18 protein-coding genes and 3 tRNA genes are annotated in these 20,057 nt (G+C 55.5%); 11 read left to right on the forward strand and 10 right to left on the reverse strand.

Translation table 11 applies throughout. The annotated features are described in order from the left end of the window. The first annotated feature begins 341 nt into the window (after window positions 1-341). The 4 genes from ACRQ84_RS18030 to ACRQ84_RS18045 all read left to right on the forward strand — a co-directional run bounded on the left by ACRQ84_RS18030 (window position 342) and on the right by ACRQ84_RS18045 (window position 5,321). Complete coding sequence (locus tag ACRQ84_RS18030) at window positions 342-1,724, forward strand: MFS transporter (RefSeq protein WP_483816755.1); 1,383 nt, start codon at window positions 342-344, stop codon at window positions 1,722-1,724. A 75-nt stretch (window positions 1,725-1,799) separates the two neighbouring features. Then, complete coding sequence (locus ACRQ84_RS18035) at window positions 1,800-2,822, forward strand: LacI family DNA-binding transcriptional regulator (RefSeq protein WP_064737668.1); 1,023 nt, start codon at window positions 1,800-1,802, stop codon at window positions 2,820-2,822. 12 nt (window positions 2,823-2,834) lie between these two features. Beyond that, window positions 2,835-3,812 (forward strand): nucleoside hydrolase, encoded by a 978-nt coding sequence (locus ACRQ84_RS18040; RefSeq protein ID WP_064737667.1) that lies wholly within the window; start codon window positions 2,835-2,837, stop codon window positions 3,810-3,812. A gap of 288 nt (window positions 3,813-4,100) precedes the next feature. Next, window positions 4,101-5,321, forward strand: a complete 1,221-nt coding sequence (locus ACRQ84_RS18045; RefSeq protein WP_064737666.1) for an MFS transporter — start codon at window positions 4,101-4,103, stop codon at window positions 5,319-5,321. On the opposite strand, the gene ACRQ84_RS18050 is transcribed toward ACRQ84_RS18045, so the two are convergent. The 3 genes from ACRQ84_RS18050 to ACRQ84_RS18060 all read right to left on the reverse strand — a co-directional run bounded on the left by ACRQ84_RS18050 (window position 5,318) and on the right by ACRQ84_RS18060 (window position 7,957). Beyond that, entirely contained in the window at window positions 5,318-5,782 is a 465-nt protein-coding gene (locus tag ACRQ84_RS18050; protein WP_483816756.1) for a YbaK/EbsC family protein, read from the reverse strand. The genes ACRQ84_RS18045 and ACRQ84_RS18050 overlap by 4 nt on opposite strands. Before the next feature lie 95 nt (window positions 5,783-5,877). Next, entirely contained in the window at window positions 5,878-6,672 is a 795-nt protein-coding gene (gene fhuF, locus ACRQ84_RS18055) for a siderophore-iron reductase FhuF (protein WP_483816757.1), read from the reverse strand. A gap of 190 nt (window positions 6,673-6,862) precedes the next feature. After that, on the reverse strand, window positions 6,863-7,957 hold the full coding sequence (locus tag ACRQ84_RS18060) for a GGDEF domain-containing protein (protein ID WP_483816758.1): 1,095 nt from the start codon (window positions 7,955-7,957) through the stop codon (window positions 6,863-6,865). Window positions 7,958-8,184: 227 nt separating this feature from the next. On the opposite strand from ACRQ84_RS18060, the gene ACRQ84_RS18065 reads away from it, so the two are divergent. After that, the gene (locus ACRQ84_RS18065; RefSeq protein WP_007886848.1) at window positions 8,185-8,469 is read left to right on the forward strand and encodes a DUF1435 domain-containing protein; all 285 of its coding nucleotides are present in this window, start codon (window positions 8,185-8,187) and stop codon (window positions 8,467-8,469) included. 93 nt (window positions 8,470-8,562) lie between these two features. On the opposite strand, the gene ACRQ84_RS18070 is transcribed toward ACRQ84_RS18065, so the two are convergent. The 4 genes from ACRQ84_RS18070 to rsmC all read right to left on the reverse strand — a co-directional run bounded on the left by ACRQ84_RS18070 (window position 8,563) and on the right by rsmC (window position 10,063). Further along, window positions 8,563-8,649: transfer RNA gene (locus ACRQ84_RS18070), tRNA-Leu, on the reverse strand. 30 nt (window positions 8,650-8,679) lie between these two features. Beyond that, a tRNA-Leu gene (locus tag ACRQ84_RS18075) sits at window positions 8,680-8,766 on the reverse strand. A gap of 36 nt (window positions 8,767-8,802) precedes the next feature. After that, window positions 8,803-8,889, reverse strand: a tRNA-Leu gene (locus ACRQ84_RS18080). Window positions 8,890-9,031: 142 nt separating this feature from the next. After that, on the reverse strand, window positions 9,032-10,063 hold the full coding sequence (gene rsmC / locus ACRQ84_RS18085; RefSeq protein ID WP_483816759.1) for a 16S rRNA (guanine(1207)-N(2))-methyltransferase RsmC: 1,032 nt from the start codon (window positions 10,061-10,063) through the stop codon (window positions 9,032-9,034). An 817-nt stretch (window positions 10,064-10,880) separates the two neighbouring features. Here rsmC and ACRQ84_RS18090 point away from each other — a divergent pair. Genes ACRQ84_RS18090 through yjjG form a run of 3 tightly spaced genes read left to right on the forward strand, consistent with a single transcriptional unit; the run spans window position 10,881 to window position 12,395 of the window. Further along, window positions 10,881-11,291, forward strand: coding sequence for a DNA polymerase III subunit psi (locus ACRQ84_RS18090; RefSeq protein ID WP_483816760.1), 411 nt, complete (start codon window positions 10,881-10,883; stop codon window positions 11,289-11,291). After that, entirely contained in the window at window positions 11,263-11,703 is a 441-nt protein-coding gene (gene rimI, locus ACRQ84_RS18095; protein ID WP_064737660.1) for a ribosomal protein S18-alanine N-acetyltransferase, read from the forward strand. Before ACRQ84_RS18090 ends, rimI begins: the two co-directional genes overlap by 29 nt. A gap of 8 nt (window positions 11,704-11,711) precedes the next feature. Then, on the forward strand, window positions 11,712-12,395 hold the full coding sequence (gene yjjG, locus ACRQ84_RS18100; protein ID WP_483816761.1) for a pyrimidine 5'-nucleotidase: 684 nt from the start codon (window positions 11,712-11,714) through the stop codon (window positions 12,393-12,395). Between the two features lie 137 nt (window positions 12,396-12,532). Here the strand turns inward: yjjG and ACRQ84_RS18105 are convergent, their stop codons facing one another. Beyond that, window positions 12,533-13,207 carry a YtjB family periplasmic protein gene (locus tag ACRQ84_RS18105; protein WP_483816762.1) on the reverse strand — a complete coding sequence of 225 codons (675 nt, stop codon included), beginning with the start codon at window positions 13,205-13,207 and terminating at the stop codon, window positions 12,533-12,535. Window positions 13,208-13,314: 107 nt separating this feature from the next. Between ACRQ84_RS18105 and serB the strand changes: the two genes are divergently transcribed. The 3 genes from serB to nadR all read left to right on the forward strand — a co-directional run bounded on the left by serB (window position 13,315) and on the right by nadR (window position 17,023). Continuing rightward, window positions 13,315-14,292 carry a phosphoserine phosphatase gene (serB, locus tag ACRQ84_RS18110; RefSeq protein WP_483816763.1) on the forward strand — a complete coding sequence of 326 codons (978 nt, stop codon included), beginning with the start codon at window positions 13,315-13,317 and terminating at the stop codon, window positions 14,290-14,292. 13 nt (window positions 14,293-14,305) lie between these two features. Then, window positions 14,306-15,691 (forward strand): DNA repair protein RadA, encoded by a 1,386-nt coding sequence (gene radA, locus ACRQ84_RS18115; protein WP_007886867.1) that lies wholly within the window; start codon window positions 14,306-14,308, stop codon window positions 15,689-15,691. A gap of 105 nt (window positions 15,692-15,796) precedes the next feature. Beyond that, window positions 15,797-17,023, forward strand: a complete 1,227-nt coding sequence (gene nadR, locus ACRQ84_RS18120) for a multifunctional transcriptional regulator/nicotinamide-nucleotide adenylyltransferase/ribosylnicotinamide kinase NadR (RefSeq protein WP_064737651.1) — start codon at window positions 15,797-15,799, stop codon at window positions 17,021-17,023. A 49-nt stretch (window positions 17,024-17,072) separates the two neighbouring features. Here the strand turns inward: nadR and ettA are convergent, their stop codons facing one another. Beyond that, the gene (ettA, locus tag ACRQ84_RS18125) at window positions 17,073-18,740 is read right to left on the reverse strand and encodes an energy-dependent translational throttle protein EttA (protein ID WP_483816764.1); all 1,668 of its coding nucleotides are present in this window, start codon (window positions 18,738-18,740) and stop codon (window positions 17,073-17,075) included. Window positions 18,741-18,936: 196 nt separating this feature from the next. Then, window positions 18,937-19,701: a DNA-binding transcriptional repressor DeoR gene (gene deoR / locus ACRQ84_RS18130; protein WP_483817949.1), complete on the reverse strand. Its 765-nt coding sequence runs from the start codon at window positions 19,699-19,701 to the stop codon at window positions 18,937-18,939. Window positions 19,702-20,057: the final 356 nt, after the last annotated feature.

Raw genomic sequence — 20,057 nt, forward strand, 5'->3', positions numbered from 1 at the left:
TTTTATCCATGAGATATAGTGAAGTTTAATTTATAAATTTCGCTATTAATGCTTGATTTATCTACGCGCGTAGATAGACTGTATTCACAGTGATAACTCACGGTGCCAGAGACAAAGTTGGCCTTGAGATGACCCAGTTACATTTGCCTCACTAATGCGATCGATGAAAATTACATCGGCGGGAACAGGCGAAGAAGCGGATTCCAACACCAGGGAATTCATTACTGATTTTTCATCCAGGTTTGCCTACTGAACGTCGTCACCGGGGAGTTCCGCTCGTTGCAAGGGAACTGACCCAGGGAAGGGCGTTTGCTGTTTTTACCTCATTCAGGGATTGGGTTATGACGGTTTCGCAACAAAGCTCACTGACATCCTCCTCAGCTGCCGACGCGCGGCTTGAAAGTTCTTCCGGCCGCAAAGATTTCTGGCGCGCCACCTTCTCCTGCTGGCTCGGCACCGCGATGGAATATGCGGATTTTGCGCTCTATGGCCTTGCTGCTGGCATTATCTTTGGCGACGTCTTCTTCCCCGAAGCCACGCCCGCTATCGCCTTACTCTCAAGTTTTGCAACCTGGTCGGTTGGCTTTATTGCCCGCCCGATTGGTGCCTTGCTGTTTGGCTGGATCGGCGATCGTAAAGGCCGCAAAACGGTGATGATCGCCACCATCATTCTGATGGGCGCCTCCACGACATTAATCGGTTTGATTCCTTCTTATGCCACCATTGGCGTCTGGGCACCGGCTTGTCTGGTGCTGCTGCGCTTTACCCAGGGTTTGGGGGCGGGCGCAGAGTTGTCCGGCGGCACGGTGATGCTGGGTGAATATGCGCCGGTTGAGCGTCGCGGTCTGGTCTCGTCGGTGATTGCGCTGGGCTCAAACAGCGGCACGCTGATTGCCTCGCTGGTATGGCTGGCGGTGATTCAGATGGACAAAGAGAGTTTGCTGGCGTGGGGCTGGCGTATTCCGTTCCTCAGTAGCGTGCTGATTGCGGTGGTGGCGTTGTGGATTCGGCGTAACCTGCGTGAAACGCCGGTATTTGAGCGCCAGCAGGCAGAATTGCAGGCCGAGCGCAGCGCGACGCTGGCGAAAGTTGAAGATGAAGTGGATACCCGCAGCTTCTGGCGGCGCACTCGCGCCTTCTGGACCATGGTCGGTTTACGCATCGGCGAAAACGGCCCCTCTTATTTGGCGCAGGGCTTTATCGTCGGTTACGTGGCGAAAGTGCTGATGCTCGACAAATCAGTACCGACCACGGCGGTGTTCATTGCCTCGTTGCTGGGCTTCCTGATCATTCCGTTTGCCGGCTGGTTATCGGACCGCTTTGGTCGCCGTATTACCTATCGCTGCTTCTGCCTGCTGCTGATGGTCTACGCCTGGCCCGCCTTTAGCCTGATGGACAGCCGCGATCCTACCACTGTCATCGCCGTAATTGTGGTCGGCATGGCGCTGGCATCATTGGGTATTTTCGGCGTGCAGGCGGCGTGGGGCGTCGAGATGTTCGGCGTGAAGCGTCGTTACACCAAGATGGCGGTGGCGAAAGAGCTGGGGTCTATCCTTTCAGGAGGCACCGCGCCATTGGTGGCGGCGGCGCTGCTGACGTTTACCGGGCACTGGTGGCCAATTGCGGTCTACTTCTCAGCGATGGCCAGCATCGGTTTCCTTACCACCTTCGTGGCGCCGGAAACGCGCGGACGCGATCTCAATCTGCCGGAAGATGCCATCTGACCAGCAGGATCGCGTAAATCATAACCCTCATTGGCCGGCGATTCCGGCCAATGGCATTTACGCAGGGGCAAAGGAATGGCGAAATCTCCAACCGGAAACGTAACGCGTACGGACGTGGCAAAAATCGCCGGTACCTCGGTGGCGGTGGTCAGTTACGTGATCAATAACGGCCCGCGTCCAGTGGCTGAAGCCACGCGTCAGCGCGTGCTGGAGGCGATCAAACAGACCGGCTATCGCCCCAACGCGGTGGCTCGCGCGTTAGCTTCAGGCAGCACCAAAACCTTTGGGTTAGTGGTGCCGAACATTGGTAACCCCTTTGTGGCCTCGATGGCGCACATGCTGTTGCAGGAGTCGATGAATCACGGCCATGTCATGCTGTTGGGTGATGCCGGCGACGATCGTAAACGCGAGCTGGAGATTATTCAGAGCCTGTTAAATCGTCAGGTCGATGGCCTGTTTTACAACAGCGTCGATCGCCATCCCTATATTGATGTGATTCAGGCCAGCGGCACGCCGTTGGTAATGCTGGATCGGATAGAGCCGCGCCCGGGCGTCAGCATGCTACGCGTCAATGAGCGCGAAGCGGCGTGTCAGGTGACGGCGCATCTGCTCAGCCACGGTTATCAGCAGGTAGGCATGATCAGCGGTCCGCTAGACATGCTTAATGCGCAAGATCGTATTCAGGGCTGGCGCGATGCGCTGGCGCAGAAGGGGTTGCTGGCCGACGAGGCCATGATTTTCCCGGCCAGTTACACGCGGCAGGGCGGTTATGACGCTACGCAGCGCATGGTGGCAAGCGGTCGTGTGCCGCGCGCGCTGTTTACCAGTAATGAAGGCCAGGCGATTGGCTGCATTCGCGCGCTGTCGGAGCATGGATTGCGCGTGCCGCAGGATGTCGCGCTGGTGTGTTTTAACGGTACCGATCAGTCGGCGTTTCATCTGCCGACCCTCACCACCGTCCGTCAGCCGCTGCGCGATATGGCGCGCAGTGCGATTGCCATGCTGAAAAATTGGGATGGCGACGCAAAACTGGCGGAATTCCCTCACCATTTAGAAATTGGTGAGTCCTGTGGCTGCCAGCTTACTCAACAAGAATAAAACTATAACTTTATGAAAAGATTGATTATCGATTGTGATCCGGGAAATGGTATAGCGGGTGCCAACACGGACGACGGGCTCGCGCTGGCGTTAGCATTGGCCTCAACGTCGCTGTCGCTGGAACTGATTACCACGGTGACCGGCAATACACCGAGTGCGGTCGGTGCGCAGGTGGCGAAAGATCTGCTGCAGCGGCTGGGACGCAACATTCCCGTGGTACAGGGTGCCTTGCAGGCATTGCGCGAAGATCCTGCGCCGTGGCGTGCGCGTCTTGATCATGTTGCCGATGAAAAGCTGGGTGAGCTGTGGCGCGGCGTGCGCCAACCGCAGCGCATTCCGGCGGATGGGCATGACGCGGCTGGCGTGATGGGCCAACTGATTTGTGATAATCCCGGCGAATTTACGTTGGTCGCAATCGGTCCGCTGACCAACGTGGCGCTGGCGCTGCAGCGTTATCCCGAGATGGCAGAATCGGTGGCAGAGATTGTCATTATGGGCGGGGTGTTCGCACTCGATGATTACATCAAAGACACCAATTTTGGTCTCGATCCGGAAGCGGCGCATCAGGTGCTACACAGCGGCGCGACCATTACGCTGGTGCCGATGGACGCCACCACGCAAACCTTACTGACGCAGCAGGATCTCACGCGACTGACTGCCAACGATCATCCGCTCACGCAGTTTGTACGTGAGACGCTGCGCCCGTGGATTGATTATTCGATTCGTACCCGCCATCTGCCAGGTTGCTGGATTCATGATGCGCTGGTGGTGGCCTGGCTGCTGAATCAGCGCGTGGCCGACGGCGTTGATTATCAAGTTGATATTGAGTTGCGTCCAGGCGCGACGCGCGGCAAAAGCTGGCGTTATCGCGCCCCGCTACGATTGGATATTGGCGTACCGCCGCAAACCGGCGCGTTGGTGCATGTGATTCAAACCGTCAATAACGCGCTGCTGCTCGATATGATTGAGAAGGCGTTTAATCAGCTGTAAAACAGATAATTGCACCCTCCGTAGCGGCGCGATTTATCGCGCTTATTTAGCAGCGATGCAGCGGTTGAAAAGAGCGCGATAAATCGCGCCGCTACGAGTGAGTGCTTACATGCATGACACGCTTTTTTACACCCCGAATCACTCGCTGACAATTCCCGCCCCAAGCCGCCTTTCTGACATGCTATATACAAATAGTTAACAAAATAGTAACTCGTGGAATTATTCGCGCGGTAACTTCTACAATAAATCCGGCCATCGATCCGGAAGCTAATCAGACAGGATACCAACATGTTCAACTGGACTGCGACCCAGCGCAACGTGGCTTTTGCCAGTTTCGCGAGCTGGACGCTGGATGCGTTCGACTTCTTCATCTTAGTGTTTGTCCTCAGCGATCTTGCCCAATATTTCCATACCAGCGTCTCCGATGTTTCCATTGCCATCATGCTCACGCTCGCCGTGCGCCCAATCGGCGCGCTGCTGTTTGGTCGGCTGGCGGAGAAGTATGGCCGCCGACCGATTCTGATGCTCAACATTGTGATGTTCTCGGCGTTTGAGCTGCTGTCGGCGTGGTCACCCACTTTCGTCGCGTTCCTCGCTTTCCGCGTGATTTACGGCGTGGCGATGGGTGGGATTTGGGGCGTGGCGTCGTCGCTGGCGCTGGAAACCATACCGGATCGCTCACGCGGTTTAATGTCTGGCATTTTCCAGGCCGGTTATCCGTGCGGCTATCTGCTGGCGTCGGTGATTTTTGGTCTGTTCTTCGAAACGGTCGGCTGGCGCGGCATGTTCCTGATTGGCGCGATGCCCATTCTGCTGCTGCCATTCATCTACTTCAAAGTACCGGAATCGCCGGTATGGCTGGCGGCGCGCGAGCGCAAAGAGAGCACGGCATTACTGCCGATTATCCGCCAGCACTGGAAACTCTGTATCTACATGGTGCTGCTGATGGCCTGCTTTAACTTCTTTAGCCACGGCACGCAGGATCTCTATCCCACTTTCCTGAAAGTGCAGCATCAGTTTGATCCGCACACCGTCAGCATCATCGCCATTAGCTATAACATTGCGGCGATGTTGGGCGGCATCACCTTCGGGGCGCTGTCGGAACGCATTGGCCGCAAGAAAGCGATTATTCTGGCGTCATTCCTCGCGCTGCCGGTGCTGCCGCTGTGGGCATTCTCAAGCGGTTCATGGATGATCGGAATCGGCGCGTTTCTGATGCAGTTTATGGTGCAGGGCGCGTGGGGCGTGGTGCCGACGTATCTCACGGAACTGGTGCCGGCCAATGCGCGTGCGGTGCTGCCGGGCTTTGTCTATCAGCTGGGGAATTTACTGGCTTCCGTCAATGCGACGTTGCAATCACGTATTGCCGAGGCGCACGGCGGTAATTATGGTTTGGGCATGGCGATTGTCGCCGGGACGGTGGCAGTGCTGATTTGCGTGTTTGTGGCGTTTGGTCGGGAGACGCGCGGCATCGAAATCTCCGGTGCTGCCGCGCGCGAGTCGCATTAAAGCGCTTCGCAGACGTCAACCCATTTCGCCGCAGTGAGCTCTGCCATGCGCTGCGGCGAAATGCGTACCGCGCTATGAATCGAACCGGCTGCTGGCAGCACTTCATCGTAACCGCGGAGCGACACATCGCAGTAGACGGTAAGCGGATTTTCCAGCCCGAACGGACAGACGCCGCCGACCGGATGTCCGGTCCAGTTCACCACTTCATCCACGCTTAACATGCGCGCCTTGGCACCGAGCGCGGCTTTCAGCTTGCGGTTGTCGAGACGCGCATCGCCGCGCGTCACGATCAGCACGATGGCATCTTTCACTTTCAGCGACAAGGTTTTGGCGATTTGCCCCGGCAGAACGCCATGAACGCGTGCGGCCAACTCAACGGTGGCGGTGCTTTCCGGCATCTCAATGATGTCGATATCCGGTGCATGTTCGGCAAAGAAGTGACGGACCGACTCCAGGCTCATTTTTTTCTCCGGTAAAAACAGAGTCAGAAAAATGCCATAAGCCTTAAAAAGTGTAAACGGGAGAAAAGGAGAATCTGTAACAGAATGCGCGAGCGCTACACCGCTTTTAACGTGCAGTTACCGCAACGTTCTACGTCGGGGATGCGATAGCGCTGGCAGCAGCTGCGCCGTTCCATTTCACCGTTGCGCGGGATCATGGTGCGATATAGCGGATTATCACTGCCATCCAGCAGCGATTTGCTGAAAAACAGCGCCTGTTCCAGCTGTAAAACCGTGTGTTCTGGCAGTTGGGCTTTCAGCTCGCCGAGGAACCAGTAGAACGAAAAGCCCATGTTGTTCCAGATGAGTTTGGCGTTGATGTCGCCGTGCTGCACCATGCCGTTTACCGCCGGAATGAGGCATTGCTGAATCAGGCGATCGATACGCTGTTGCGCATTGAGGTAGCGCGCATCATCATCTTCCTGCACATCCAGCCAGAACGCGCAAGGGTGGCCGTTTTCGTGGAATTCAACGTGAATCAGATGCGGCGAGCAGTTCAGCGCCCGCGGTTCCAGCAATAACGCCATCATTAGCGGCGGCAGCAACAAGCCAAAATACCATTGCGCCCACAGTGATTGCAGCGGCTTGGCTTCCTGCTGCACATCGGGATGATCGCGGTAAAGATAATCGCTGTAACGCTGCGTCAGGCGGCGATAATTAAGCGGATTGGACCATTCGGCCAGCGTTAACGTCCCGGCGGGTGCCGGTTGGCCGAGCTTAAGGTTATCCAGCAGGTAGCTGCGTTGATCGCGCATCAGATCTTCCAGCGCGCTCGCTAAACTGCGATCGCTCTGCATAAAGATCAGGGGATGCTCGCTGAAGCGATGATCCTGACGCGTGATGATGGCCATGCCGGTCCTGAGTGATAACGGGAATCGAGAGACAAATGATAATCGTTCCCGGTTTATTGCACAACTTTTCTGCATGTGCGGTGCGAGAGGTGAATGACATAATACGCGGAATAATAATGTGCACATTCCGTAGCGGCGCGATTTATCGCGCAATAAATTGCGCCGCTACGATGTGTGCAATCTGTGATATTTACGAAACTTCGTTACTCACCTGCGTCACTTTCGGCAAATCTTCCCACGCCAGGATAGTGTTACGTCCCTGATTTTTCGCGACATACAGCGCGCGGTCGGCGTTGATCACCGCCTGGTCAAAATCTTCATCGAAAATCGGGGCAATCCCGGCACTGACGGTGACATGCGTCGAGACTTTCTCATTGAAGCGATGCGGAATCTCCAAATCCACCACGTACTGGCGAATACGTTCAGCCAATTTCATCGCAATTGAGGCGTTGACGTTGGTCATCAACACCAAAAACTCTTCGCCGCCGTAGCGCGTCACCACATCCCGCGACCGTACCGCGTCGCGAATCGCCACCGACACGCGTGCCAGCGCCTGATCGCCCATCGCATGACCGTAATTGTCGTTGTAGGCCTTGAAGTGATCGATATCCAGCAGCAGCACAAAGTGGCTGCCAGCGTGGTTTTCCATGATGGTATCGAGGCGATTTTTCAATCCACGGCGGTTATACAAGCCTGTAAGCGGATCGAGCATGCTCAAATCGCTGAAGCTCTCTTTTTCCTCGTACAGTTGGCTCACCAGCCGACGGGTAAAGGTATCAAAACGACGACGCATTAAATGGTGCAGTGAAAAACCGATTAAAGGCAGCATTATAGTGAATAAGATAATCATTAAATGCTGACCATCATCCAATAACAGCACGGTGAATACCGGCGGTGCGATGTGTAAACAAAATGCGATTAAATAATCACTTAAGGCAATGGCACTGATAAAAAAGACGCTTAACAGGCTGATGAGTAGAAAACTGCCATCAAAATAATAAACCAGATGATATCTGTGGTTAATATGCCACGCCCACAGCGCACCCAATATAAAAGCGACAGGATTTAATAGCGGTAATTTTTGTTTTGACGCCATTAAGCAAATAACCAGCAGTGTGCTGCTGAAGCCCGCCACAACGGCCACCGGCAACGAGCGTATTGGGTTATCACTGCCTAAAATAGGCAGCAGGAAAAAAAGCGAAACGGCGACATTGAGAAACAGAAAGAGCATCAGCGATAGCCGATATTTACTCTGTTTCAACTCATCATAAGATTGTAATTTCATTATTATTCTCGTGACAGCCCTGATATATCAAAGCGCTACCCGCAGCTAATAGCTTGCCTGCCCGGATAGAGAGCACGTTATTGTTGTGTTAGCGATAAGGTTATCGGCGGCAATTTAGCATTTTCCAGTATTTCTGTCATCCGGCAGGACTTTGCATGAAAAAGTCGCTGCAAGATGAGAAATATTGTCATATGATAATACGAATATTTATCATTTGAGGTTGCGCGATGATCATGGCGATGATGGCCGCCTGCGGCTTATGGGGCGTGAGCTGGATAATGGGTAAACGTCTGGATAGCGGCTGGGGCGTGTTATTACCTTGCGCAGCGATGCCGGTTTTCGCGTTATGGGAACCGAGTTTCAGCCAATGGCGCGTGGTGATGATCGTGGCGCTGCTGCTCACCGTCGTGATGCTGTTTCACCATCGCCTGCGTCACTATCTATTGTTGCCGTCTTGTCTGGCATTGGCAGGCGGGTTAGCGGCGGTGTCGGTCAATTTCCACGTCATCTGATCAAATCGCAGAAACGACAACATCACGCTGAGAGCGTGAAGTTCGTTGGAAAAACTATCTGGGAATGTACTGCTCGAAAGGCGTGACAACTGTTGGTGCGAAGGGAGGGACTTGAACCCTCACGTCCGTAAGAACACTAACACCTGAAGCTAGCGCGTCTACCAATTCCGCCACCATCGCATCTTAGTTGTCTTGTTTATATCGTCGCATTGGTGCGAAGGGAGGGACTTGAACCCTCACGTCCGTAAGAACACTAACACCTGAAGCTAGCGCGTCTACCAATTCCGCCACCATCGCTCAGTGCGCAGATACAAACATCGTGATTAGTTAGTTTGGTGCGAAGGGAGGGACTTGAACCCTCACGTCCGTAAGAACACTAACACCTGAAGCTAGCGCGTCTACCAATTCCGCCACCATCGCAAACTAACAATACTCTAAAGTATTGCTAACCACGGAGGCGCATTTTAGAGATTTTACTCATTGCGTCAACACATATTTCGCGGCGACAAAACGATCGCTGTAAAAAACAACGTTTCTGCCGCCGCGCGGGTATTATCGCGGATTAACGCGTTTTGGCACCGCGACCATATACCGCACGATAAACTTTAAAGCGGCCGGTTTGCGCCAGCACTTCGTGGTTACCGAAGGTTTCATCCAGAATCTGCGGATAGGGCAGGAAGGCGTTGGCGACGATACGCAGCTCGCCGCCGCTGTTCAGGTGCTTCAGCGCCCCGCGAATCAGCGTGTTAGCAGCTTCCAGGCTGGTTTGCAGGCCATCGTGGAACGGCGGGTTGGAGATGATCATGTCGAAACGACCGGTGACGTCAGAGAACACGTTACTGGCAAACACTTCGCCTTCCAGATCGTTGGCGGCCAGCGTGGCTTTACTCGCTTCAATCGCCGCGGCATGCACATCACACAGCCACAAACGCACGCGCGGGGACACTTTCGCCATCACGGTTGCCAGCACGCCGCTGCCACAGCCGATATCCAATACTTTGCCACGGAAGTGCGGCGTTAAGGTGGAGAGCAGCAGATCGCTACCGATATCCAGGCCATCGCGGCTGAACACGCCCGGCAAGGTGTGAATGGTGAGATCTTCAAGCTGATAGGTGTTGCCATAGCCACTGGCATCAAAGGTTGGCTGCTTGTCGAGACGACCGTGATACAGGCCGCAACGACGCGCGCTATCGACTTTCTCTAGCGTCGCCCATGCTTCCAGCATGCCTTCGGCGCTGCGCACGCCGCTGCGGTTTTCACCCACCACGAAGATATCGCAGCCCACCGGCAGCAATGACAGCAGGTTTTGTAGCTGGAACTGCGCTTCGGGTTTGTTCTTCGACCAGTAATAAACCAGCGTATCGCAGCCTTCAACATCGGCAGCGGTTGCGACCATGCTGTAAACCGCACGTTCACCAAGGCGATGGCTTAGGTTCTGCCAGTGATGATATTGCTGGGTATGCACGCGGCTCGACGCGGTTTCTAGCTGGGCGGGCAGGTCATCCTGCAGGTCGCCAGCAAACAATACGTTGCGGGCGGTAAATTCATCACTGTGGCGCAGAATCACTTCGCTGGCCGGGGTAAAAGCAGACATGGAACACTCCTGTTAAATCAGTGGGGCGATTATATACACGTCATACTGCAAGTTACAGGTGCGTTGGCTGCTCTCGCTCACCCGAATCACTTATTTGAAGAAAGCTCATCAGGTGAACGCGTTTGCCGCCTTCCTGTAGCAAAAGTAGGCCCGATGAGGAGTAATGCCGCTCACTTAAGCAAAAAAGTGCCAGGTTATGCAGGTGCGCATGAATGCGCACCCTACGAAAACCCAGCGCTATAAACGTAGGGTCGCCATTTATGGCGTAATGCCGATCAGTTAAGCGCCAAGCCACTTTCGTTCGCCATCGGCTGGGGCAGTTTCAGCTATGCCGTGCGGCGACCGAGCAGAGGACGCCTGGCCGCGCCCTCTGCACTCCCGGGCCCTGCGCCAGCCCAGCCCGCCGCTGCGCGGTGCCTTCACTCATTCACGCTTCCTGACGGACCGGCGGCGATTAGCTCCTGCTCAGCGCCGCCTCTCGCCGCATCCCTGCGGCTCGCCCGGAATCCTTCACTCGCTCAGCGGGCTGGGATGTTGCCTCAACACCCACGCTGGAGCATCAATGCCTATTTCTTAATCACTATCGCTGTAACGGCTGTAGGGGCGCCATTCATGGCGACCAGGTAACCCCTCGCGGCGCCAATGCGCTGCTTAACTGACGAGCATTACACCATTTATGGCGACCGAATCATGCTTAACTGACGAGTATTAGCCCGATGAAGGGACTCGAATTATTTTGTGTAGAGTGCTTTGTTGGCGCATGTTCGATGGGTTTGCTAGCATAGCGTCGCATTCTGGCAGCATAACGGGTAATAGCATGAGCACAAGGCGCGACTGGCTTCTACAGCAAATGGGGATCACGCAGTATCAGCTGCGGCGTCCACGCGTGCTGCAAGGGGAAATTGCCGTCACGCTTTTGCCCGATACACGTTTGATTTTGGTGGCCGAGCAGGCGCCAACGCTACAAGAACCGCTGATTCGCGACGTGCTGCGCGCACTGAATATTCAACCCGCGCAGGTGATGGCGTTAACGCCAGAGCAACTGCAAATGCTACCGGAGCAGGTCGATTGCGCCGGTTGGCTGCTGGGCGTGGAGAGCGAACATCCCTTTAACGGCATTACCTTTAACACCGCCGTTTTCAATGAACTGATCAGCAGCGGCGCGGCCAAACGCGCGCTGTGGCAACAGATGTGTAACCATGACAGCCATCTCTTTAGTCACCCCTGAAGACCAGCCGCAGCTGCTGGCGATTGAGCGCCGCGCGCATGCCTTCCCGTGGAGCGAGCAAACCTTCACCAGCAATCAGGGCGAACGTTTTGTTAATTTCCGTATTGAAGTTGAAGGTAAGCTGGCCGGATTCGCCATCACCCAAGTGGTGCTGGATGAAGCTTCACTGTTCAACATTGCTATCGATCCTGATTTCCAGCGCCGAGGCCTGGCGCGCCAGCTGTTGCAGCACCTGATTGCTGAGCTGGAGCAGCGCGATGTGTTGACACTGTGGCTGGAAGTACGCGCCTCGAATACGCCAGCGATCGCCTTATACGAGCAGCTGGAGTTCCATCAGGTGAGCATTCGCCCCAACTATTATCCCACTGCCAGCGGACGAGAAGATGCCATCATTATGGCGCTAACCCTGTAAGGAGCACCATGCTAAACGATTGGGACTGCATCCTGTTCGATGCAGACGACACGCTTTTCCATTTTGATGCCTACGCCGGTTTGCAGCGCATGTTCGCGCAGTATGACGTGCAGTTCAGCGCGCAGGATTACAGCGATTATCAGGCGATCAACAAACCGCTGTGGGTCGATTACCAGAACGGCACCATTTCTGCCTTGCAGCTACAGACGCGCCGCTTCACCTTGTGGGGCGAAAAGCTCAGCGTGGCGCCGGAAGTATTGAACAGCGACTTCCTCAGCGCGATGGCCGAGATTTGCCTGCCGCTGGAAGGCGCCGCGCATCTATTGGCGACCCTGAAAGGCAAGGTGAAGATCGCCATCATCACCAACGGTTTCACCGCGTTGCAACAAGCGCGCCTGGAACGCACCGGCTTCCGCGATATATTTGATGCGCTGGTGATTTCGGAGCAGGTTGGCGTACCGAAACCTGACGTGGCGATTTTCGATCATACGCTGGCGTTGCTCGGCAACCCGGATCGCAGCCGCGTGCTGATGGTGGGAGATACGCCGGAATCGGATATTCTCGGCGGCATGAATGCCGGCCTGAAAACCTGCTGGATCGATCACGGCACGCGTCCATTGCCGGAACACATTACGCCGACCTGGCAGGTGAAAAATCTGGCCGAGCTGGAAGCGCTGCTGACTGAACATTAAAAGTATCTATTTACAGTCGTCATCGTGATGATGCAAAGAAGCCCGCTGTGCGGGCTTTTTTGTGCAAAAAATCTTTTCAAGTATCTATTCACGAATCTATTCATGCAGGGTTGAGAAGAGGTAAAACGGATAGATTATTAGCGCTCTTTCTCTGTCTCTGATGTTGCCGCCGCCTCTGCCTCTTCCTCTTTATCCTCTTTCACCGTCCTGCTCGCCGTCAGCAGGAACGGCGATTGCTGCCAGCGGGTGCGGCGGTCGCGCAATAGCGTGCGCGTCAGGATGATGCCAATCGCCAGCGCCAGTAACATCATCAGACGCAGAATATTGGTGGTGTTATCCACCTGGCGCGATTCCGTCACCAGCACGTGGGTATCCAGCGTGACGCGCAGAAAACCTTGCGGCCCCTCTTTACCTTCCAAAGGCTGCACGATTTGGTGATTGAAATAGCTACCCGCGCGTTTGCCATCCAGCGCCAAACGATCGCGCACATTAATGCCTTCGCCGCTGTGCGCCACCAAACTGCCATCGTCGGCATACACCGACGCATCCAGAATGCGGCTGTTGTCGGTCATTTGATTCAGGATGGCGGCAATCTGCGTGCGGTTATCGTCGCTGTTATCCATCAACGGTTTCAGGCTGAACGCCACCTGTTTGGTCAACGTGCGCGCCAGTTCTTCCACTTGCTCGGATCGCGCCATTTGATGGCCGAGGCTAAACCAGGATGCGCCTTGCATCAGCACCACTAACAGTGCCAGCGAGATAAGAACAATCACCGTGCGATGCAGGCGAAATTTCAGTGCGGTTTTGACCATCAGAAACCCGTGTGATGTAACAGCAGAAAGGCTGGCAATTATGTTGCCAGAACCCGCGCAGACAAGGTAGCCTCTTGCGTGGTTTTGTTGTCCCTACAGGAGCTGTAATGCCAAATCGTCTTACCTGGTGCGATCTGCCCGCCGATGTCTCACTTTGGCCGGGTTTACCCCTTTCCCTCAGCGGTGATGAAGTGATGCCGCTGGATTACCGTGCTGGTCGGACTGGCTGGTTGTTGTATGGGCGCGGACTCGATAAACAAAAGCTCACCGATTACCAGCATAAGCTGGGGGCGGCGATGGTGATCGTCAGCGCCTGGAATGTCGATGAGTATCAGGTGGTACGCTTAGCCGGCTCGCTGACGCCGCGCGCCAGCAAACTGGCGCATGACGCCGGTTTTGATGTCGCGCCGCTCGGCAAAATCCCGCATCTGAAAACCCCAGGTTTGCTGGTGATGGACATGGATTCCACGGCGATCCAGATTGAGTGCATTGATGAGATCGCCAAACTGGCGGGCTGTGGCGAGCAGGTGGCGGACGTCACCGAACGCGCGATGCGCGGCGAGCTGGATTTCAAAGCCAGCCTGCGCGAGCGCGTGGGCACCTTAGCGGGCGCCGATGCCAACATCCTGATGCAGGTGCGCGATGCGCTGCCGCTGATGCCAGGCTTAACCACGCTGGTGCAGAAACTGCAGGCGCTGGGTTGGCAGGTGGCGATTGCCTCCGGTGGCTTCACCTTCTACGCCGACTATTTGCGCCAGACGCTACATTTAGCGGCGGCGGTAGCCAACGAGCTGGAAATTCGCGACGGCAAGCTGACCGGCCAGGTGCTGGGGCAAATTGTCGATGCCCAATATAAAGCCGATACCCTGAAGGATCTGGCGCAACGCTTTGACATCGCCCCGGAACAAACCGTGGCGATTGGCGATGGCGCGAACGATCTGCCGATGATTAAAACCGCGGCGCTGGGTATCGCCTATCATGCTAAACCTAAAGTGAATGAGCAGACGGAGATCATCATCCGCCATGCTGACCTGATGGGCGTGTTCTGCATCCTGACCGGCAGCCTGATTCACGAAGAGCGTTAACTGAGGATTTGATTTGGCCAAAGCGGCAAAACGCGCCTTCGTTTGTAACGAATGCGGCGCTGATTATCCGCGCTGGCAGGGGCAATGCAGCGCCTGCCATGCGTGGAACACCATTACCGAGGTGCGCATTGCCGCCTCGCCTGCGGCGGCGCGTAACGAGCGCCTGAGCGGCTATGCCGGCGGCAACGCGGGCGTCAGTCGCGTGCAGAAGCTTTCTGAGATCAGTCTCGAAGCCTTGCCGCGTTTCTCCACCAGTTTCAAAGAGTTTGACCGCGTACTGGGCGGCGGCGTGGTGCCGGGCAGCGCCATTTTGATTGGTGGTAATCCGGGTGCCGGTAAATCGACGCTGCTGCTGCAGGTAATGTGCAAATTGGCAGAAGGGATGAAAACCCTGTACGTCACCGGCGAAGAATCGCTGCAGCAAGTCGCGATGCGCGCCCATCGTCTGGGATTACCTACCGAAAACCTGAATATGTTGTCGGAAACCAGCATCGAGCAGATCTGCCTGATCGCCGAGCAGGAGCAGCCGAAACTGATGGTGATCGACTCGATCCAGGTGATGCACATGGCGGAGATCCAGTCGTCGCCAGGCAGCGTGGCGCAGGTGCGTGAAACCGCCGCGTACCTGACGCGCTTCGCCAAAACGCGCGGCGTGGCGATCATTATGGTCGGTCACGTCACCAAAGACGGCTCGCTGGCCGGCCCGAAGGTGCTTGAGCACTGCATCGACTGTTCGGTGATGCTGGATGGCGATGCCGATTCCCGTTTCCGTACCCTGCGCAGCCATAAAAACCGCTTCGGCGCGGTAAATGAGCTGGGCGTGTTTGCGATGACCGAACAGGGCATGCGCGAAGTCAGCAATCCTTCCGCCATTTTCCTGTCACGCGGGGATGAGATCACCTCGGGCAGTTCGGTGATGGTGCTGTGGGAAGGCACGCGTCCGCTGCTGGTGGAGATTCAGGCGCTGGTTGATCACTCGATGATGGGCAATCCCCGTCGCGTGGCGGTGGGCCTGGAGCAGAATCGCCTGGCGATCTTACTTGCGGTGCTGCATCGTCATGGCGGTTTGCAGATGGCGGATCAGGATGTGTTCGTCAACGTGGTGGGCGGCGTAAAAGTCACTGAAACCAGCGTCGATTTAGCGCTGCTGATGGCGATGGTGTCGAGCTTCCGCGATCGTCCGCTGCCGCAGGATCTGGTGATCTTCGGCGAAGTGGGGCTCGCGGGTGAAATTCGCCCGGTACCGAGCGGCCAGGAGCGTATTTCCGAAGCGGCCAAGCACGGCTTTAAGCGCGCCATCGTGCCGGCCGGTAATGCACCGAAGAAACCGGTTGAAGGCATGAAGGTGTACAGCGCGAAGAAGCTGGCGGATGCGTTAGCGATTCTGGATGAGTTGTAAGTTTTACCGGTCGGCATTCATGCCGACCCTACGTTCGTAGGGTGCGCATTTATGCGCACCGCCTTAAAGGCCGCACCGCCCTTTATTCCACGCAGGAGGCACTAAATGTCATCGTTTGACTACCTGAAAACAGCCATTCGCCAGCAAGGCCACACGCTGCAGCAGGTTGCCGACGCCAGCGGAATGACCAAAGGCTACTTAAGCCAGCTGCTCAACGCCAAAATCAAAAGCCCAAGCGCGCAGAAGCTGGAAGCGTTACACCGTTTTCTTGGCCTGGAATTTCCGCGCCGCGATAAAACCGTGGGCGTGGTGTTCGGGAAATTTTATCCGCTGCATACCGGCCACATCTATTTGATCCAGCGCGCCTGCAGCCAGGTGGATGAACTGCACATCATCATGGGCCATGACGATCCGCGCGATCGCGAACTGTTTGAAAACAGCGCCATGTCGCAACAGCCGACCATTAGCGATCGTCTGCGCTGGCTGCTGCAAACTTTCAAATACCAGAAAAATATCCGCATCCACTCATTCGACGAAGAGGGCATCGAACCTTATCCGCACGGTTGGGATGTGTGGAGCGGCGGGGTGAAAACTTTTCTGGCCGAGCAGGGCATCGAGCCGAACTGTGTGTACACCAGTGAAGAACCCGACGCCGCGATGTATGAACAGCACCTTGGCATTCCGGCGGTGGTGGTTGATCCTAATCGATCCTTTATGAACATCAGCGGCGGCCAGATTCGTCAGGATCCGTTCCGCTATTGGGAATACATTCCCACCGAAGTGAAGCCGTTCTTTGTGCGCACCGTCGCGGTGTTGGGCGGCGAATCGAGCGGTAAATCGACGCTGGTGAACAAGCTGGCAAACATCTTCAATACCACCAGCGCGTGGGAATATGGCCGCGATTATGTCTTCTCGCACCTTGGCGGGGATGAGATGGCGCTGCAATATTCCGACTACGACAAAATCGCGCTCGGCCAGGCGCAGTACATCGATTTCGCAGTGAAATACGCCAGCAAAGTGGCTTTTATCGATACCGACTTCATCACCACGCAGGCGTTTTGCCTCAAGTACGAAGGGCGTGAACATCCGTTTGTACAGGCGCTGATTGATGAGTACCGTTTTGATTTAGTGATTTTGCTGGAGAATAACGTGCCGTGGGTGGCGGATGGCTTGCGCAGCCTTGGCAGCTCAATGGATCGCCGCGAGTTCCAGACCATGCTGATCACCATGCTGCGCGAAAACAATATCGAGTTTGTTCACGTTAAAGAAGATGACTACGACGCGCGGTTCCTGCGCTGTGTGGAGTTGGTTAAGCAGATGCTGGGCAGTTAATGCAGCGATAAAAAAGGCGCCAATCGGCGCCTTTTTCTCTATATATCAATTACTTCGTCATACGCTTGTACTTGATACGCTTCGGCTCCAGCGCGTCGGCGCCGAGGGTGCGTTTCTTGTACTCTTCGTACTCGGTAAAGTTACCTTCGAAGAACTCCACCTTGCCTTCATCCTGATAATCGATGATATGGGTGGCGATACGGTCGAGGAACCAACGGTCATGCGAGATCACCATGGCACAGCCTGGGAATTCCAGCAGGGCGTTTTCCAGCGCGCGCAGGGTTTCGATGTCGAGATCGTTGGTCGGTTCATCGAGCAGCAACAGGTTGCCGCCGACTTGCAGCAGCTTGGCGAGGTGCAGACGACCGCGTTCACCACCTGACAGCTCACCCACGCGTTTGCCCTGATCGGTGCCCTTGAAGTTAAAGCGACCGACGTAAGCACGGCTTGGCATCTCGGTGTTGCCGACACGCATAATGTCCTGGCCGCCTGAAACTTCTTCAAACACGGTTTTGGCATTGTCCATCGCGTCACGGAACTGATCCACCGACGCCAGCTTGACGGTTTCGCCCAGCTCGATGGTGCCGGAATCCGGCTGCTCCTGGCCTGACATCATGCGGAACAGCGTTGATTTACCCGCGCCGTTCGGACCGATGATGCCGACAATCGCGCCTTTCGGTACGGAGAAAGTCAGATCGTCAATCAGCACACGATCGCCATACGATTTCTTCAGGTTGGTCACTTCCAGTACTTTGTCGCCAAGGCGCGCACCAGGTGGAATGAAGAGTTCGTTGGTTTCGTTACGCTTCTGGTAATCGGTGTTGTTCAGCTCTTCAAAGCGTGCCAGACGGGCTTTGCCCTTCGACTGACGGCCTTTCGCGCCCTGACGCACCCACTCCAGCTCTTTCTCAATCGATTTGCGACGTGCGGCTTCGGAAGAGGCTTCCTGCGCCAGACGCTGATCTTTCTGCTCCAGCCAGGAAGAGTAGTTACCTTCCCACGGAATACCTTCGCCGCGGTCCAGCTCCAGAATCCAGCCGGCTACGTTATCAAGGAAGTAACGGTCGTGCGTAATCGCCACCACGGTGCCTTCGAAGTCATGCAGGAAGCGTTCCAGCCACGCCACGGATTCGGCATCCAGGTGGTTCGTTGGTTCGTCGAGCAGCAGCATGTCCGGCTTTTCCAGCAGCAGACGGCACAGCGCGACGCGGCGGCGTTCACCACCGGACAAGGTGGCGATTTTGGCGTCCCAGTCTGGCAGACGCATCGCATCGGCCGCACGGTTTAGCTGCGTATCGAGGTTGTGACCATCGTGCGCCTGGATCACTTCTTCCAGACGACCCTGTTCGGCGGCCAGCTTGTCGAAATCGGCATCCGGATCGGCGTACAGCGCATACACCTCGTCGAGACGTTTCAGCGCGCCAACCACTTCGGAAACCGCTTCTTCCACGGATTCACGTACGGTGTGCTCCGGGTTCAGCTGCGGTTCCTGCGGCAGGTAACCGACATTGATGCCTGGCTGTGGGCGAGCTTCCCCTTCGATATCGGTATCGATACCGGCCATGATGCGCAGCAGCGTCGATTTACCCGAGCCGTTCAGGCCGAGGACACCGATTTTTGCTCCAGGGAAGAAGCTAAGAGAAATATTCTTCAGGATGTGACGCTTCGGCGGAACGACCTTGCCGACGCGATGCATGCTATAGACGAATTGAGCCACGTTGTATTGAGCCTTTTGGTCTGTGAGTGGTGGACAACTGATGCAGAAGTTTAGCCGTTTTCCCCCTTTATTCATACCCGTCATACTTTGAGCTGCAGGTGCGCAAGAATGCGCACCCTACAAAAGGCGGGCGCATCATTCGTAGGGTCGCCATTCATGGCGACCAACATGTGATTAATCTAGAAATATTAAAACGTTATGGCAGGCGCAGCGGGATATTGTGTTGCGCCAGCCAGTGTTTCAGCGCCGCTTCCGGCGCGCTATCGCTCACCAGCAAGTCAAAACTGCGCAGTTCGCCAATACGCGCCGGCAGCACTTTGCCAAATTTGCTGCTGTCGGCCACCAGCACGCGCTGACGCGCCCGCAGCATCGCGTGGTGCTTCATCGCCAGTTCGTTGATGTTGTAGCAGGTCGCCCCTTGTTCCTGATCGATGCCTGCTGCCGAAATAAAGGCCAGCGTCGGGCAGAGATCATCGAGGATCGAATGGGCACCAATCGGTGTGAACAGCGCGTTGTCGGCATGGAATTCGCCGCCGCTGAGGATCACGTTGCAGGCCGGTTTCTCTTTCAGCGCCAGGAAGGTGTTCATGGCGCAGCAGATCGCCGTGAACGGCAAGCCGTCAGGGATCGCATCAACGATGTAGGGCAGCGTGGTGCCGCAATCAAAAAACACCGTGTCATTTTCACCGATCAGATCCGCCGCCGCCTGCGCCAGGCGCTGTTTGCGTGCCGCGTTCTGTCCGTGCTGGTCGGAGATGAAATAGTGCCCGGCGTGGCTTTTCGGATCGCTGACGATATAGCCGCCGAGCAGCACCACCGTTGAAGCCGGTTCAGTGAGATCGCGGCGGATGGTCATCTCCGACACGCCCAGCAGCTGCGCCGCGTCTTTCAGGTGCAGTTTATCGGTGCGTTTCAGCGCCTGAGCCAACTTGTGAATACGTTCGTCGCGCCGGGTTTCCATGATCATCTCTGCGTAATTAATCCTGAGGTCGAAGTTGCCTGGTCAAAAATCACGATAAATCTCACATATTTTAATGATTTGCGACGTATCCAGCAGGCCAGTTTTCAATCTTACCTGTAATGAGATCGGCCCGCAAACGTCACGCATTGCCGAAATCCCCGCGCTTCGCGCATCACCCGCTTAAGCTCTCAATGTTGTTGCATTGTTAGAATAATAACATTCATTTTTCTAAATGAATGGCTGTTTATCTGCTTTTTTTCACAGTTGTGAGGTGTGAAATTTATCACATAATTAACTTTATTAACCTGATATTGTGATTTTAATAACATTATAACCTTAAGAATTTACCGGGAGAA

The organism is Pantoea sp. E2023-21, from assembly GCF_051302795.1.
GTDB lineage: Bacteria > Pseudomonadota > Gammaproteobacteria > Enterobacterales > Enterobacteriaceae > Pantoea > Pantoea ludwigii_A.

Excerpts from the sequence above, each read along its gene's own strand:
- ACRQ84_RS18035 (WP_064737668.1), top strand. The coding sequence starts at position 1,800 with ATGGCGAAATCTCCAACCGGAAACGTAACGCGTACGGACGTGGCAAAA.
- yjjG (WP_483816761.1), top strand. The coding sequence starts at position 11,712 with ATGCTAAACGATTGGGACTGCATCCTGTTCGATGCAGACGACACGCTT.
- deoR (WP_483817949.1), bottom strand. The coding sequence starts at position 19,701 with ATGGAAACCCGGCGCGACGAACGTATTCACAAGTTGGCTCAGGCGCTG.
- ACRQ84_RS18060 (WP_483816758.1), bottom strand. The coding sequence starts at position 7,957 with ATGAAATTACAATCTTATGATGAGTTGAAACAGAGTAAATATCGGCTA.
- rsmC (WP_483816759.1), bottom strand. The coding sequence starts at position 10,063 with ATGTCTGCTTTTACCCCGGCCAGCGAAGTGATTCTGCGCCACAGTGAT.
- fhuF (WP_483816757.1), bottom strand. The coding sequence starts at position 6,672 with ATGGCCATCATCACGCGTCAGGATCATCGCTTCAGCGAGCATCCCCTG.
- rimI (WP_064737660.1), top strand. The coding sequence starts at position 11,263 with ATGACAGCCATCTCTTTAGTCACCCCTGAAGACCAGCCGCAGCTGCTG.
- ACRQ84_RS18105 (WP_483816762.1), bottom strand. The coding sequence starts at position 13,207 with ATGGTCAAAACCGCACTGAAATTTCGCCTGCATCGCACGGTGATTGTT.
- ACRQ84_RS18030 (WP_483816755.1), top strand. The coding sequence starts at position 342 with ATGACGGTTTCGCAACAAAGCTCACTGACATCCTCCTCAGCTGCCGAC.
- nadR (WP_064737651.1), top strand. The coding sequence starts at position 15,797 with ATGTCATCGTTTGACTACCTGAAAACAGCCATTCGCCAGCAAGGCCAC.
- ACRQ84_RS18040 (WP_064737667.1), top strand. The coding sequence starts at position 2,835 with ATGAAAAGATTGATTATCGATTGTGATCCGGGAAATGGTATAGCGGGT.
- ACRQ84_RS18045 (WP_064737666.1), top strand. The coding sequence starts at position 4,101 with ATGTTCAACTGGACTGCGACCCAGCGCAACGTGGCTTTTGCCAGTTTC.
- ACRQ84_RS18065 (WP_007886848.1), top strand. The coding sequence starts at position 8,185 with ATGATCATGGCGATGATGGCCGCCTGCGGCTTATGGGGCGTGAGCTGG.
- ACRQ84_RS18050 (WP_483816756.1), bottom strand. The coding sequence starts at position 5,782 with ATGAGCCTGGAGTCGGTCCGTCACTTCTTTGCCGAACATGCACCGGAT.
- ACRQ84_RS18090 (WP_483816760.1), top strand. The coding sequence starts at position 10,881 with ATGAGCACAAGGCGCGACTGGCTTCTACAGCAAATGGGGATCACGCAG.
- serB (WP_483816763.1), top strand. The coding sequence starts at position 13,315 with ATGCCAAATCGTCTTACCTGGTGCGATCTGCCCGCCGATGTCTCACTT.